Origin of the sequence: Pseudomonas sp. 50_B (assembly GCF_017491625.1) — a bacterium.
Taxonomy (GTDB): Bacteria; Pseudomonadota; Gammaproteobacteria; order Pseudomonadales; family Pseudomonadaceae; genus Aquipseudomonas; species Aquipseudomonas danubii.
In genome coordinates this window covers 103,196-116,625 of record NZ_JAFGYX010000007.1, presented here as the reverse complement: position 1 = coordinate 116,625, position 13,430 = coordinate 103,196, and the positions used below count along the sequence as shown (strand labels likewise).

12 protein-coding genes and 5 tRNA genes are annotated in these 13,430 nt (G+C 62.3%); 13 read left to right on the top strand and 4 right to left on the bottom strand.

The features are described from left to right. Window positions 1-88 precede the first annotated feature (88 nt). The 5 genes from J5M73_RS12220 to J5M73_RS12200 all read left to right on the top strand — a co-directional run bounded on the left by J5M73_RS12220 (window position 89) and on the right by J5M73_RS12200 (window position 4,390). Entirely contained in the window at window positions 89-895 is an 807-nt protein-coding gene (locus J5M73_RS12220) for an alpha/beta hydrolase (protein WP_102863948.1), read from the top strand. Beyond that, window positions 892-1,746 (top strand): alpha/beta hydrolase, encoded by an 855-nt coding sequence (locus J5M73_RS12215; protein ID WP_102863947.1) that lies wholly within the window; start codon window positions 892-894, stop codon window positions 1,744-1,746. Before J5M73_RS12220 ends, J5M73_RS12215 begins: the two co-directional genes overlap by 4 nt. 50 nt (window positions 1,747-1,796) lie before the next feature. Then, window positions 1,797-2,456 (top strand): glutathione S-transferase N-terminal domain-containing protein, encoded by a 660-nt coding sequence (locus J5M73_RS12210; protein WP_102863946.1) that lies wholly within the window; start codon window positions 1,797-1,799, stop codon window positions 2,454-2,456. Window positions 2,457-2,464: 8 nt separating this feature from the next. Continuing rightward, window positions 2,465-3,268 carry a DUF4892 domain-containing protein gene (locus J5M73_RS12205; RefSeq protein ID WP_180988588.1) on the top strand — a complete coding sequence of 268 codons (804 nt, stop codon included), beginning with the start codon at window positions 2,465-2,467 and terminating at the stop codon, window positions 3,266-3,268. A 69-nt stretch (window positions 3,269-3,337) separates the two neighbouring features. Next, complete coding sequence (locus J5M73_RS12200) at window positions 3,338-4,390, top strand: AI-2E family transporter (protein WP_102863944.1); 1,053 nt, start codon at window positions 3,338-3,340, stop codon at window positions 4,388-4,390. A gap of 196 nt (window positions 4,391-4,586) precedes the next feature. On the opposite strand, the gene J5M73_RS12195 is transcribed toward J5M73_RS12200, so the two are convergent. Both J5M73_RS12195 and J5M73_RS12190 read right to left on the bottom strand, forming a co-directional pair. After that, window positions 4,587-5,639: a HAMP domain-containing sensor histidine kinase gene (locus tag J5M73_RS12195; RefSeq protein WP_102863943.1), complete on the bottom strand. Its 1,053-nt coding sequence runs from the start codon at window positions 5,637-5,639 to the stop codon at window positions 4,587-4,589. Continuing rightward, the gene (locus tag J5M73_RS12190) at window positions 5,639-6,400 is read right to left on the bottom strand and encodes a response regulator (protein WP_102863942.1); all 762 of its coding nucleotides are present in this window, start codon (window positions 6,398-6,400) and stop codon (window positions 5,639-5,641) included. Before J5M73_RS12190 ends, J5M73_RS12195 begins: the two co-directional genes overlap by 1 nt. 316 nt (window positions 6,401-6,716) lie before the next feature. Here J5M73_RS12190 and pyrF point away from each other — a divergent pair, with 316 nt between their 5' ends. Further along, window positions 6,717-7,418, top strand: coding sequence for an orotidine-5'-phosphate decarboxylase (pyrF, locus tag J5M73_RS12185; protein WP_162884117.1), 702 nt, complete (start codon window positions 6,717-6,719; stop codon window positions 7,416-7,418). Between the two features lie 42 nt (window positions 7,419-7,460). Here pyrF and J5M73_RS12180 read toward each other — a convergent pair whose 3' ends face one another. After that, window positions 7,461-8,465, bottom strand: a complete 1,005-nt coding sequence (locus J5M73_RS12180; RefSeq protein WP_102863941.1) for an NADP-dependent oxidoreductase — start codon at window positions 8,463-8,465, stop codon at window positions 7,461-7,463. 237 nt (window positions 8,466-8,702) lie between these two features. Between J5M73_RS12180 and J5M73_RS12175 the strand changes: the two genes are divergently transcribed. Both J5M73_RS12175 and J5M73_RS12170 read left to right on the top strand, forming a co-directional pair. Then, window positions 8,703-9,464 carry an SDR family oxidoreductase gene (locus tag J5M73_RS12175; protein ID WP_102863940.1) on the top strand — a complete coding sequence of 254 codons (762 nt, stop codon included), beginning with the start codon at window positions 8,703-8,705 and terminating at the stop codon, window positions 9,462-9,464. Between the two features lie 197 nt (window positions 9,465-9,661). Beyond that, window positions 9,662-11,632, top strand: coding sequence for a methyl-accepting chemotaxis protein (locus tag J5M73_RS12170; protein ID WP_102863939.1), 1,971 nt, complete (start codon window positions 9,662-9,664; stop codon window positions 11,630-11,632). Between the two features lie 69 nt (window positions 11,633-11,701). Here the strand turns inward: J5M73_RS12170 and J5M73_RS12165 are convergent, their stop codons facing one another. Further along, a complete protein-coding gene (locus J5M73_RS12165; RefSeq protein ID WP_180988587.1) occupies window positions 11,702-12,460 on the bottom strand; it encodes a hypothetical protein in 759 nt (252 codons plus the stop codon). A gap of 379 nt (window positions 12,461-12,839) precedes the next feature. On the opposite strand from J5M73_RS12165, the gene J5M73_RS12160 reads away from it, so the two are divergent. The 5 genes from J5M73_RS12160 to J5M73_RS12140 all read left to right on the top strand — a co-directional run bounded on the left by J5M73_RS12160 (window position 12,840) and on the right by J5M73_RS12140 (window position 13,430). Then, a tRNA-Glu gene (locus J5M73_RS12160) sits at window positions 12,840-12,915 on the top strand. Window positions 12,916-12,917: 2 nt separating this feature from the next. Then, window positions 12,918-12,993 (top strand) — tRNA-Gly (locus J5M73_RS12155). A 104-nt stretch (window positions 12,994-13,097) separates the two neighbouring features. Next, a tRNA-Glu gene (locus J5M73_RS12150) sits at window positions 13,098-13,173 on the top strand. Window positions 13,174-13,176: 3 nt separating this feature from the next. Then, window positions 13,177-13,252 (top strand) — tRNA-Gly (locus J5M73_RS12145). 105 nt (window positions 13,253-13,357) lie between these two features. Further along, window positions 13,358-13,430, top strand: a tRNA-Glu gene (locus J5M73_RS12140).

Below are 13,430 nucleotides of genomic sequence, written 5' to 3'. Positions count from 1 at the left end.
GTGTCAGCATTCCTGTCCGTTACGGTCATTGCCCTGGTACGGGGCCTTGCGGACAATCGTTGTTGGTTTGGTGGATGGATGAGTCGGTATGTCGCAACAGGTGTTTTTCGCTCACGCCAATGGGTTTCCCTCCGGGACTTACGGCAAGTTGTTCGCTGCCCTGGCGCCTGAGTTCCAGGTCAGCCATTTGCAGCAGCACGCCCATGACCCGCGTTTTCCGGTGGACGATAACTGGCGCAGCCTGGTGGACGAATTGATTCACCACCTGCAACAGCAGGCCCAGCCGGTATGGGGCGTCGGCCATTCATTGGGCGGGGTGTTGCACTTGCATGCGGCCTTGCGTTGTCCGGAACTGTATCGGGGCGTGGTCATGCTCGATTCCCCGGTGCTGACCCGGGCCGATCAATGGGTGATCCGCGCCGCCAAGCGGTTTGGTTTCATCGACCGCTTGACTCCCGCCGGGCGCACCCTGGGACGTCGTGAGGAATTTGCCGATATCGAAGCGGCCCGCAGCTACTTTTCGCGCAAGACCCTGTTTCGCGCGTTCGATCCGGACTGTCTGGACGCTTATTTGCAGCATGGCCTGCAGCAAGTGGGCGACCGCCTGCGGTTGCGCTTCGATCCGGCTACCGAGATCAGCATCTATCGCGGCGTGCCCCACACCAGCCCTGGCAGCGCCCGCCAGCTAAAGGTGCCCCTGGCGGTGGTGCGGGGGCAGCAGAGCCGGGTGGTGATGCGTCATCACACCAGTGCAGTGGGGCGCATGCCCCATGGGGAGTCGCTGACCATGCCCGGCGGCCACATGTTTCCTCTTGAGCGGCCCACTGCCACGGCGGCCTTGCTCAAGGAGCTGTTCAGCCGCTGGGACGATCGCCAGCAACGGAGTTGTGCATGAGCCATACCGTCGAGGAAGTGCGCCTGAGTCTGCCCCACATCGAACTGGCGGCTCATCTGTTCGGGCCCGAGGACGGTTTACCGGTCATCGCCCTGCACGGCTGGCTGGACAACGCCAACAGCTTTGCCCGGCTGGCGCCCAAGCTCAAAGGTCTGCGTATCGTTGCCCTGGACCTGGCCGGCCATGGTCATTCCGGGCATCGCCCCCTGGGGGCCGGCTATGCCTTGTGGGACTACGTGTACGATGTGCTGCAAGTCGCTGAACAGCTGGGCTGGAAGCGTTTCGCCCTGATGGGCCATTCCCTGGGGGCGATCGTATCCCTGGTGCTGGCGGCCGCGCTGCCGGAGCGGGTCAGCCATCTGGCCTTGATCGACGGGGTCATTCCACCGACCGCCAAGGGCGAGGACGCCGCCGAACGCCTGGGCATGGCCCTGCAGGCGCAAATCAACCTGCAGGACAAGAGCAAACCGGTCTACAGCACCCTGGAGCGGGCCATCGAAGCACGGATGAAGGGATTGGTCGCGGTCAGTCGCGAGGCTGCCGAACTGTTGGCCCAGCGTGGCCTGATGCCGGTTGCCGGTGGCTACACTTGGCGCAGTGACAGTCGCCTGACCCTAGCCTCGCCGCTGCGGCTGACCGAGGAGCAGGCCATGTCCTTCGTCCAGCGTGTCAGTTGTCCAACTCAATTGGTGGTAGCGGCCGATGGCATGTTGGCCAGGCATGAAGCGCTGTTGCAGCGTCTACCCTTTAGCCGTGAGCAGCTGCCAGGCGGCCACCATCTGCATCTCAACGATGAGACCGGTGCCAGCTTTGTCGCAGACTGTTTCAATCGGTTTTTCGCCGTTCCTTGACTTGACGGGGTCAACTGTCGAGGCTGGGCGGGTTGAAATGGGAGACAACCATGATAGATCTGTACACCGCTGCGACCCCCAATGGCCACAAGGTTTCCATCCTGCTCGAAGAGCTCGGCCTGCCCTATACCGTGCACGCCCTGAGTTTCGACAAGCGGGAGCAAAAGGCGCCAGCGTTTCTGAAGATCAATCCCAATGGGCGTATTCCAGCCATCGTCGACCGCGACAATGGTGATTTCCCCGTGTTCGAATCCGGCGCGATCCTCGTGTACCTGGCCGAGCGCAGTGGCCAGTTGCTGCCCGCCGACCCCAAGGGCCGCTCCATCGTCATGCAATGGCTGATGTTCCAGATGGGCGGGGTGGGGCCCATGCAGGGCCAGGCCAACGTATTCTTCCGTTATTTCCCGGAAAAGCTCCAGGGCGCCATCGACCGCTACCAGCATGAAACCCGGCGCCTGTACGAGGTGCTCGATACTCGTCTGCAGCAGGTCGAATACCTGGCCGGGGACTACAGCATTGCCGACATCGCCACCTTCCCCTGGGTGCGCGGTCATGAATGGTCCGGTGTCTCGGTACAGGGATTGCCGGCCCTGCAGCGCTGGATGGCGGTCCTGGAGGTGCGGCCTGCGGTCCAGCGCGGCTTGCAGGTTCCGCAGCGCAATGATGACGCCAGCGTCATCAAAGGCGCCCAGGCCATGCTTATCCGATGAGAGTGTTCATGCGTTCAATCAGTGCTTTGAGCTTGGCCTTGTTAAGCTCGCTGGCGCTTGCCGCCGATCTGCCGGGCAGTCATGACCTGCCTTTGGTTCCCCGTCTGACCGACGCACAAATCGTCGACTACCGCCCCGAAGTGGAGCAGGAGCGCGTCTACCCCTTGGGGTCGGTCCGCAGGATCAGCGGCCAGCTGCGTTTTGACGGACAGGTCAATGCCAGGGGCAAACTCACCGCCATTACCTACCAATTACCCGCCGAGCGCACCTCCAACGAGGCCTTCACCCTGGCCCGGGAGGCCCTGCAGAAGCAGGGGGCCGAGCTGTTGTTCTGGTGCCAGGCCAGGGATTGCGGCGAGAGCAGCCTGTGGGCCAATCAAGTGTTCGGCAACGCCAAGCTGTACGGCGCCGATGAGCAGCAGGCCTATCTGCTGTTGCGCCTGGCGGAGCCCCAGGAGAACACCCTGGTGGCCTTGTATAGCATCACCCGGGGTAATCGCCGGGCCTACCTCCATGTGGAACAGTTTGATGCTGCAGCGCCTCTGGGCGACCTGCTGCCCACCTCGGCGACCTTGCTACGGCAACTGAAGGACACGGGAAAACTGGATCTGCCAAAACTGACGGACCCCCAGCCCGTCTGGCTCAATCTGCTCTCTCGGGGCTTGAATCTGGACACCACGATGCGGATCAGCCTGTCCGGCAAGCAGGCTGAAGCCTGGCGCCAGGCCCTGATCAGCCAGGGCGTGTTGGCCACGCGCATGGAGACCGGCAACACCGAAGTGAGCGGCTTGCACGTCGAGCGGCTGCGTTAAGCTGTTTCAGGCGGCCCGCATTCGCGGGTTCGCCTACTCTTCTCTGATTCTTCTTGCGCGAGACATTTCATGCCCAATAACGATCGCCTGCTGGTGCAGATCCTGCTCCTGGTGTTGTTCGGTGCCAGCTTCTGGGTGATGGCGCCTTTCTGGTCGGCGCTGTTCTGGGGCGCGGTGCTGGCCTTTGCCAGCTGGCCTCTGATGCGATTGCTGACCCGTTGGCTCAATGGCCGCGAATCCCTGGCCGCAGCGTTGCTGACCCTGGGTTGGATGGTCCTGGTGGCGGCGCCCCTGGTCTGGCTGGGCCTCAACCTGGCGGATCATGTGCGCGATGCCACGGCCTTTATCAAGGACGTGCAGGTGGACGGGCTGCCCGAGGCTCCCGCCTGGCTCGGTGGCTTGCCATTGGTCGGAGAGCGCTTGGTGGCACTGTGGGACAGCATCGACCAGCAGGGCGCGGCCCTGATGCTGGCGGTCAAGCCGTACCTGGGGCAGGTGGGCAACTGGTTGCTGGCCCGCAGTGCGCAGATTGGCGGGGGCATTCTTGAGCTGACCCTGAGTATTGTCTTCGTGTTTTTCTTCTACCGCGACGGTCCGCGCCTGGCGCTGTTCGTGCACAAGCTGCTGGAGCGCCTGATCGGCGACCGGGCCGGGTATTACATCGAACTGGTGGCCGGCACTGTGCAGCGGGTGGTCAACGGAGTCATAGGCACCGCCGCGGCCCAAGGCGTGCTGGCGCTGATCGGCTTCCTGATTGCCGGCGTTCCCGGGGCGCTGGTGCTGGGTATCGTCACCTTCCTGCTCAGCCTGATTCCCATGGGGCCGCCCCTGGTATGGATTCCGGCTACGGCCTGGCTGGCCTGGAAGGGCGAATACGGCATGGCGGTGTTCCTGGGAATCTGGGGCACCTTCATCATCAGCGGCGTCGACAACGTGCTCAAGCCGTATCTGATCAGTCGCGGTGGCAATCTGCCCCTGGTGATCGTGCTGCTGGGCGTGTTCGGCGGCCTGATTGCCTTTGGCTTTATCGGCCTGTTTATCGGGCCGACTCTGCTGGCGGTGGCCTACAGCCTGCTGCTGGACTGGAGTGCCAGCCAGGCCCGGGCCCAGGAACCGCGCTGACGTGCGGATTGCCGCTACCCGAGGGAGCGCAAGGGGCCAACAGACGGCGACGTTGACGCTGCTGTCGGGGGTCAACTGATGCTGCTTGCTGAGGTTGGCGATCATCTTGCCCAGGGCTTTGGCGATGTTGGCCTGCTGGGTTTGGGCGTCGCTGTCCTGGGTACTTGAGTTTTGTACCCGTCGCTACACAAGGCGCTCAGGGGCGGGGCAGGTGCAATACTGCAGTCAGGCCGCCGCCCGGGGTTTCGTCCAGCAGCAATTGTCCCCCCATGCGCTCCGCCGCCTCGCGGGCAATGGTCATGCCCAGGCCAACGCCGCCGGAGTTGCGGTTGCGCGAGCCTTCGAGGCGGAAGAAGGGCTCGAACACGGCCTCACGCTTGTCGGCGGCAATCCCCGGCCCGTGATCGATGACCCGGATCAGCAACTGCTCACGGTTGTCTTCCAGGGTCAGGGTGGCCTGCCCGGCATAGCGCAAGGCGTTGTCCAGCAGGTTGTTGAGGCAGGACTGCAGGGCCATCGGCTGTACCAGCAGGGGCGCGCAATGGCCTTGGGCCTGGACGTCGGCGCCCTGGTCCTGGGCGTTCTCGCACAGCGACTCCACCAGTGCCTGCACATCCATCCATTGCGCCGCCTCGCTGGTGCGCTGTTCATGCAGATAGCTGAGGGTGGCATCGAGCATCTTGATCATGTCGTCCAGGTCCTGGCGCATTTGCCCTTGCAGCTTGCTGTCCTCGATCTGTTCCAGGCGCAGCTTGAGGCGTGACAGTGGCGTGCGCAGGTCATGGGACACGGCGCCGAGCATGCGCCCCCGTTGCTGAACCTGTTCCTGTATGCGTTTTTGCATCTGGTTGAAGGCGCTGGCCGCTTGTCGCGCTTCCCGGGGGCCGACTTCTTCCAGGGGCGGGCTGTCGAGGTTTTCACTCAGGCGTTCCGCGGCATCGCTGAGGCGCTGGATGGGGCGCGATAGCAGCTTGGCACCGTACCAGGCGGCGATGATCAAGGAAATGAACTGGAAAGTCAGGGGCACCAGCGGGCCACCGAACCAGGGCCGTGGCGGGCGTCTCGGGAAATGCTGCGGCTGAGCTGGAGGCTGGCCATTGCCGAGCGTCGCCGACTCAGGGGGCGGCGGCGGTGGGGGCGGCGGCCCGTAATGGTGAAACCAGAAGAACGCCAGCAGGTGGGCGAGTACGATCGCGATCAGCAGGACGCCGAACAGGCGGCCGAACAGCGTATCGAAACGCCCACGCATCAGCCGATATCTCGGGCGTCGAACAGGTAGCCCTCTCCGCGCACGGTCTTGATCAACTGCGGCGATTTCGGATCATCCCCGAGCTTCTGCCGCAGACGCGAGACCAGCAGGTCGATGCTGCGATCAAAGGCTTCGATGGAGCGTCCGCGGGCGGCGTCCAGCAGTTGTTCGCGGCTCAACACCCGGCGCGGGCGCTCGATGAATACCCACAGCAGGCGGAACTCGGCATTGGACAGCGGCACCACCAGCCCATCGGCCGAGATCAGCTGGCGCAGGACGCTGTTCAGGCGCCAGCTGTCGAAGCGGATATTGGCTCGCTGTTCGCTGCGATCATCACGGACCCGACGCAGGATGGTCTGGATTCGCGCCACCAGCTCTCGGGGTTCGAAGGGCTTGGCCATGTAGTCGTCAGCCCCCAGTTCCAGGCCGATGATGCGGTCGGTGGGTTCGCAGCGGGCGGTGAGCATGAGGATCGGAATATCCGATTCGGTGCGCAGCCAGCGGCACAGGGACAGGCCGTCCTCCCCGGGCAGCATCAGATCCAGTACCACCACATCAAAGTGTTCGGCCAGCAGGGCCTGGCGCATTGCTGTTCCGTCGGTGACGCCACTGGCATGGATGTTGAAGCGCGCCAGGTAGTCGATCAGCAGTTCGCGGATCGGTACGTCGTCGTCGACGATCAGGGCCCGGGTGTTCCAGCGCTTGTCATCGGCATTGACTGCAGCTTTGGAGTCGTTGAGAGGGGCTGGAGTGTTGTGCATGGGGCGTTCATCTGCCAGGTAGGCTTGCCGCCACTAGAAGGTGACGGCGGGGTTGTGGCTTCAGCATAGGCGTCCGGCCCGAGGGCTGGAAGTGCTGTTCGAGGGTATTGCGGCTGGGGAGGGTAGCGTCGGGGGTTGTTGCTGACGTGTCGTCAGTGTATCCGGCTTGATACAAAGTCCGCGCCTCCCGGGGGATTTGTCGGCCGGATCGGCATTCGCGACCACCGTTGAGGATGTTTTACCTTTCATCGGGTCCCGGACCGCCGCGGCTTGCGCTACAATTCGCGCCGATTTCGACTTGCCTGAGAGCCCCTTCATGTCCGCCTGCCAGACTCCTATCATCGTCGCCCTGGATTTCCCCACCCGTGACGCCGCACTGAAACTGGCCGATCAACTGGACCCGAAACTGTGCCGGGTCAAAGTCGGCAAGGAACTGTTCACCAGCTGTGCCGCCGAGATTGTCGGGACCTTGCGTGACAAGGGTTTCGAAGTGTTCCTGGACCTGAAGTTCCACGACATTCCCAACACCACCGCCATGGCGGTCAAGGCTGCTGCGGAAATGGGCGTGTGGATGGTCAACGTGCATTGCTCCGGCGGCCTGCGCATGATGGCTGCCTGCCGCGAGGTGCTGGATCAGCGCACAGGTCCCAAACCGCTGTTGATCGGCGTCACCGTGCTCACCAGCATGGAGCGTGAAGACCTGGCCGGTATCGGCCTGGACATCGAGCCCCAGGAACAGGTCCTGCGCCTGGCCGCCCTGGCGCAGAAGGCCGGCATGGACGGCCTGGTGTGCTCGGCCCTGGAAGCCCAGGCACTGAAGAGCGCCCATCCGACCCTGCAACTGGTGACCCCGGGGATTCGTCCGGCGGGCAGCGCCCAGGACGACCAGCGGCGGATTCTCACCCCGCGTCAGGCTCTGGACGCAGGCTCCGATTACCTGGTGATTGGTCGTCCCATCAGCCAGGCGGCCGATCCGGCCAAGGCCCTGGCCGACGTAGTGGCCGAACTGGCCCTGTAACACGCCTCCTCTTGCAGGAGCCGGCTTGCCGGCTCCTGCAGGTCAGACCTTCAGTACCAGCTTGCCGAAGTTCTCACCGCTGAACAGCTTGGTCAGCGTTTCCGGAAAGGTCTCCAGGCCTTCGACAATATCCTCCTTGCTCTTGAGTTGCCCCTTGGCCATCCAGCCGGCCATTTCCTGTCCGGCGGCGGCGAACTGCGAGGCGTAGTCCATCACCACGAACCCCTCCATGCGCGCACGGTTGACCAGCAGCGACAGGTAGTTGGCCGGTCCCTTGATCGCTTCCTTGTTGTTGTACTGGCTGATGGCGCCACAGATCACCACCCGGGCCTTGAGGTTCAGGCGGCTGAGCACGGCATCGAGAATGTCGCCGCCAACGTTGTCGAAATACACATCGACGCCTTTGGGGCACTCACGCTTGAGCCCGGCGTGCACGTCTTCGCTCTTGTAGTCGATGGCGCCGTCAAAACCCAGTTCGTCGATGAGGAATTTGCACTTGTCCTGGCCGCCGGCGATGCCCACCACCCGGCAGCCTTTGATCTTGGCGATCTGCCCGGCGATGCTGCCCACCGCGCCTGCCGCACCGGACAGTACCACGGTGTCACCGGCCTTGGGCGCGCCGACATCCAGCAGGGCGAAATAGGCCGTCATACCGGTCATGCCCAGGGCTGAAAGGTAGCGCGGCAGAGGGGCCAGCTTGGGGTCGACCTTGTAGAAGCCCCGGGGCTCGCCCAGGAAATAGTCCTGCACACCCAGGGCACCATTGACGTAATCGCCGACTGCGAATCCCGGGTTGTTCGAGGCAATCACCTGGCCCACCCCAAGGGCGCGCATGACCTCGCCAATCGCCACCGGCGGGATATAGGACTTGCCTTCATTCATCCAGCCGCGCATCGCCGGGTCCAGGGACAGGTATTGGTTCTTCACCAGAATCTGCCCCGCTGCCGGTTCGCCGACGGCGACCTGCTGGTAGGTAAAGGTCTCGCGGGTGGCTGCCCCGACGGGACGTTTGGCGAGCAGGAACTGGCGATTGGTCAGGGTGGTCATGACAGGCACTCAAGGGGTGAATGAAGCTATAGTTGATAGACCCTCAAGGACGTTGTCGCAAGGTTTGCCAGTCCAGCGAATGGGAGCCAATCCAGTGTAGTGATGTAGAGAGGGGGGCGTTCATCACCAGCAGGCATAAGACCTCAACCGGCCTTTTGATAGTGCTGACGCGACCATGGCCGGCTGTGGCTAGATTGGATTGGGTAGCTGACCCGTACTTGATCGAGGATCTTTGCAATGAGCATGACGTTTTCCGGCCAGGTGGCCCTGGTGACCGGCGCGGCCAACGGTATCGGCCGGGCGACTGCCCAGGCATTCGCCGCAGAAGGTTTGAAAGTGGTGGTGGCGGATCTGGATGTGCTCGGAGGCGAAGAGACGGTGGCGCTTATCCAGGCGGCTGGAGGCGAGGCGCTGTTCGTGTCTTGCAACGTCACCCGGGAGGCGGATGTGCAGAACCTCATGGCCCGGACAATCGAGGCTTATGGCCGTCTGGACTATGCCTTCAACAATGCCGGGATCGAGATCGAGAAGGGGCGCTTGGCGGAAGGCTCCCTGGATGAGTTCGACGCCATCATGGGGGTCAACGTCAAAGGGGTCTGGTTGTGCATGAAATACCAGCTGCCGCTGCTGCTTGCCCAGGGCGGCGGCGCGATCGTCAACACCGCTTCGGTGGCTGGCCTGGGCGCCGCTCCGAAGATGAGCATCTATGCGGCGTCCAAGCATGCCGTGATCGGCCTGACCAAGTCAGCGGCCATCGAGTACGCCAAAAAGAAGATTCGGGTGAATGCCGTCTGCCCGGCAGTGATCGACACCGACATGTTCCGCCGGGCCTATGAGGCTGACCCGAAGAAGGCCGAATTTGCCGCGGCGATGCACCCGGTGGGGCGTATCGGCAAAGTCGAGGAGATTGCCAGTGCGGTGCTCTATCTGTGCAGTGATGGTGCCGCTTTCACCACTGGACACGCCTTGACTGTCGACGGCGGCGCCACGGCCATCTGAATGCAGGCTCGGGCCTTGGTGCGACAGCCCGCCGGGGCCCGATGGAATCGACCTCCAGTATCCTGAAAACGACCTCGGCGTAGCTTTTTGCCATTATTCCGACGTCAGAGACTTGTGCGCCGGTGCACGCCGTTGCGACCCTTCGCAAAGACAAAATGGCCTTATTGCCATTGGGGATAGTAAGGGGACTGCGCACCATGACTTCGGCCGCGAGTGGACGTTTTGCCAACCTGGGCATGGCAAAGAAACTGGGTATCGGTTTTGCCCTGGTGTTGCTCTTGACGGCCCTGGTGGCCGGCATCGGTGTTTGGTCCCTGCAAACCGTCAGCCAGCGTTTCGATGGCCTCAAGCAGATGTCCCAGCTCAACAGTGGCGTGCTCAAGGTGCGATTGCTGGAGCAGGACTATGCCTTGCACGGCGACAGCAAGACGGTGGACAGCCTGCATGAAAGCCTGGATGCATTGTTGCTCCTGGCCCAGCAGCTCAAGGGGCAGTCGACCGCCAACCAGTCAGTGATGGGGGAGGTCGAACTGGCGCTGGCGGACTACCGCAAGGCCTTCGATGAATTCGTCGAGCTGACCCAGGCCAAGGACCTGGCCCTGGAAATGGCCAGTTGGTCGGTGTCCAGTGTGGCCAACAACCTTGATGTGCTGCAGGCCGGTCTGGCGGATGACGGCGCCTATACGCTCAAGGATTCCCTGGGCAAGGAGGGCGCGGAGTTCATCGAACAGGCCAATCAGATCAGCCAGGTTTCGCGCCTGATGCTGCAAGCCATGAACGAAGCTCGGGTGCGCCTGGACCAGAATCGCAAGGGGGATGAGCAAGGCAGTGCCGAGCAGGGCAATATCGAGCAGGCCGAGCAGGCCCTGGCTCAAGCCGAGCAGTTGAAGAGCGCAGTCAAGGATGCGGGCTACCAGACGGTGCTCAACGAGGTCGCTGGGCACATCGGCAACTTCAGCGAAAAACTCAACGAATACACCGGCCTGTTGGCTCGGGAGCAACAGGTCTATCAGACGTTGCATGAGCGCGCCGCCCAGGTGATGGCACGGGTCGACCAGGCTTATGGCGCTGAAGATCTGTCGATGCAGGGGGAGCTGGAGAAAAACACCCTGCTGATCATCGGCTCCTCGGCCTTGGCATTGCTGGTGGGGCTGCTGGCGGCCTTGAGCATCACTCGCCTGATCGTTCGTCCGCTACGCAGTGTGATGCATGTGGCCCAGCAGATCGCGGCGGGGGACCTGAGTGCCACGGTGGTGGTCACCCGGCGTGACGAGATCGGCCAGTTGATGCAGGCGATGCAGCAGATGGGCAGTGGCCTGAGCGGTATCGTCAGTGGCCTGCAGGCCGGGATCGAACAACTGGCCAGTTCGGCGCAGTCACTGTCCTCGGTGACCGAGCAGACCAACCTTGAAGTCAGTACCCAGAAGGAAGAAACCGAGCAGGTGGCCACCGCCATGAATCAGATGACCGCCACGGTGCACGATGTGGCGCGCAATGCCGAGCAAGCGGCCCAGGCCGCCCAGGCGGCGGATGACAAGGTGGAGAGTGGCCAGCAGGTCGTGCGCCAGAGCATGCAGCGCATCGAGCAGTTGGCGGATTCCGCGACCCGGGCCAGCAGCGGCATCGAGAGCCTGAGCGCAGAGATCGACAACATCGGCAGCGTGCTGGATGTCATCAAGAGCGTTGCCGAGCAGACCAACCTGCTGGCCCTCAATGCCGCCATCGAGGCGGCAAGGGCGGGGGAGCAGGGCAGGGGCTTTGCGGTGGTGGCCGATGAAGTGCGGGCCTTGGCCAAACGTACCCAGCAGTCCACCGAGGAGATCGCGCGTCTGGTGACGGCATTGCATGCGGCTGCCGATTCTTCCGTGCAGCAGATCCAGAGCAGCGGCGAGCTGGTGAAGCTGGCGGTCAGCGATGCCCTGCAGACTGAAAGTGCCCTGGGCAGTATTGCCGCGGCGGTGTCGTTGATTCAGCAGATGAACCAGCAGATTGCCGCTGCCGCCGAACAGCAGAGTTCGGTGGCTGAAGAGATCAATCGCAGTGTCACCAGCATTCGTGCCAGTGCCGATCAGTCTTCCCTGGCCATGCAAGGCAATGCTGCGTCGAGCATCGAGCTGGCGCAGTTGGGTGTGGAGTTGAAGGGGATGGTGGGGCATTTCCGCTTGTAGCGGCGAAGAGGGCGCTGTTGCATCGAACCCCTGCCTGGCGCTGGATGCACCAGGCAGGGGTTTTTCATATCAGTCGTAGATGGCTTTCTTCTTCCAGTCGGCGTCGGCTTCCACGGTCTTCAGGCCTTGGGTCAGCTCGTTGTCCTCGTCTGGCGCGGGCTCCAGGGTCGATAGCACCATGGCGTTGGCACGGGCCAGGAGTTTGTCCAGGTATTCCAGCTGTTCCTTGTAGACCGCCGGGTCCGGTTGCTTGCGCAGGTATTGCACGCCGCGCTCGAAGGCCAGGCGGGCCTGGCCCGGCTGGTTCTGTTGCAGGGCGTATTGCCCCAGGTTGTTGAAGAACTCGATATGCAGCAGCACCAGGATATGGCGGATCTCCTTGATCCAGCGCTTGGCTTCATTGGGTTGCAGGAAGCCATCGTGGGCGGCACGGGTGACCTGGCCGTGCATGGCCTCCAGCAGGAAGCGAACATCCTTGGCCTTGGCTTCGGTCTGGATCGGCGACGGTGGATTGTTCACCGGAATCGATTCGCCCTGACCGATCAAGGTATTGAGCTCGGCCTGACGTGCCTTGAGGGCGGTGTCTGTCTTGTCGAGGTTGAGCATGCGCTGCACAACGTTGAGTTCCAGTCGTGTCAGCAGCAGCTTGAGGGCCGGTGTCATGAACTGGCCGGGGAAGGTTTCGGTGATCTCGCCGCAGCGACGCAGGCGATCATTGAGTTCGACTTTGGTGCGGGCCTTTTCCAGTTTGTTGTTTTCCACCACATGGTTCATGTAGCCAATGGCGATCAATAGTGCGATCCCGGCTATTACCAGCAGGGTGATCATGAGTGGTGTCACCGTTAAAACCTCGTTATAGGATTCGCGTGCGAGTGTAGTGGCTTGGCATTTAGACGCATAGCGCCGCTCGACGAGCCGGGCATGAGTTGTGCTGCTTATATAGGTATAGAACCACCAGGGTGAGCCCCAGGTTCAAATTGCCATCACCGGCTGCGGGGGACTATAGCGTCTTGTCGAGTGCCAGAATATAGGCGTCAAAGCGCGGACGGCAGAAAAGCTCGAAGTGAGCCTAAAACCACTCCGAAGTCATTGATTTAAATAAAATTATATCTGGGGGTTGACGGCCTCCCAAAGCATCCATAGAATGCGCGCCACTTTCAACGGAAAGCAAAGCGCGAAACGTTGAAGGTAGTGAATGTTGTAGCGTGTCCCCTTCGTCTAGTGGCCTAGGACACCGCCCTTTCACGGCGGTAACAGGGGTTCGAGTCCCCTAGGGGACGCCAATGCGGGAATAGCTCAGTTGGTAGAGCACGACCTTGCCAAGGTCGGGGTCGCGAGTTCGAGTCTCGTTTCCCGCTCCAATTTTAAACGGCACTGCTTTCGGGCGGGGTCGAGTGAAACCAGAACCAAGTCTTCGGATGAGGATCTGGACACCGAAACACACACCATGTGTTCCGGGTAGCGTGTCCCCTTCGTCTAGTGGCCTAGGACACCGCCCTTTCACGGCGGTAACAGGGGTTCGAGTCCCCTAGGGGACGCCATTTGCGGGAATAGCTCAGTTGGTAGAGCACGACCTTGCCAAGGTCGGGGTCGCGAGTTCGAGTCTCGTTTCCCGCTCCAATTTTAAACGGCACTGCTTTAGGGCGGGGTCGAGTGAAACCAGAACCGAATTCTTCGGATGAGGATCTGGACACCGAAACACACACCATGTGTTCCGGGTAGCGTGTCCCCTTCGTCTAGTGGCCTAGGACACCGCCCTTTCACGGCGGTAACAGGGGTTCGAGTCCCCTAGGGGACG

Excerpts from the sequence above, each read along its gene's own strand:
- J5M73_RS12205 (WP_180988588.1), top strand. The coding sequence starts at position 2,465 with ATGCGTTCAATCAGTGCTTTGAGCTTGGCCTTGTTAAGCTCGCTGGCG.
- J5M73_RS12210 (WP_102863946.1), top strand. The coding sequence starts at position 1,797 with ATGATAGATCTGTACACCGCTGCGACCCCCAATGGCCACAAGGTTTCC.
- J5M73_RS12190 (WP_102863942.1), bottom strand. The coding sequence starts at position 6,400 with ATGCACAACACTCCAGCCCCTCTCAACGACTCCAAAGCTGCAGTCAAT.
- J5M73_RS12180 (WP_102863941.1), bottom strand. The coding sequence starts at position 8,465 with ATGACCACCCTGACCAATCGCCAGTTCCTGCTCGCCAAACGTCCCGTC.
- J5M73_RS12215 (WP_102863947.1), top strand. The coding sequence starts at position 892 with ATGAGCCATACCGTCGAGGAAGTGCGCCTGAGTCTGCCCCACATCGAA.
- J5M73_RS12200 (WP_102863944.1), top strand. The coding sequence starts at position 3,338 with ATGCCCAATAACGATCGCCTGCTGGTGCAGATCCTGCTCCTGGTGTTG.
- pyrF (WP_162884117.1), top strand. The coding sequence starts at position 6,717 with ATGTCCGCCTGCCAGACTCCTATCATCGTCGCCCTGGATTTCCCCACC.
- J5M73_RS12170 (WP_102863939.1), top strand. The coding sequence starts at position 9,662 with ATGACTTCGGCCGCGAGTGGACGTTTTGCCAACCTGGGCATGGCAAAG.
- J5M73_RS12175 (WP_102863940.1), top strand. The coding sequence starts at position 8,703 with ATGAGCATGACGTTTTCCGGCCAGGTGGCCCTGGTGACCGGCGCGGCC.
- J5M73_RS12195 (WP_102863943.1), bottom strand. The coding sequence starts at position 5,639 with ATGCGTGGGCGTTTCGATACGCTGTTCGGCCGCCTGTTCGGCGTCCTG.
- J5M73_RS12165 (WP_180988587.1), bottom strand. The coding sequence starts at position 12,460 with ATGATCACCCTGCTGGTAATAGCCGGGATCGCACTATTGATCGCCATT.
- J5M73_RS12220 (WP_102863948.1), top strand. The coding sequence starts at position 89 with ATGTCGCAACAGGTGTTTTTCGCTCACGCCAATGGGTTTCCCTCCGGG.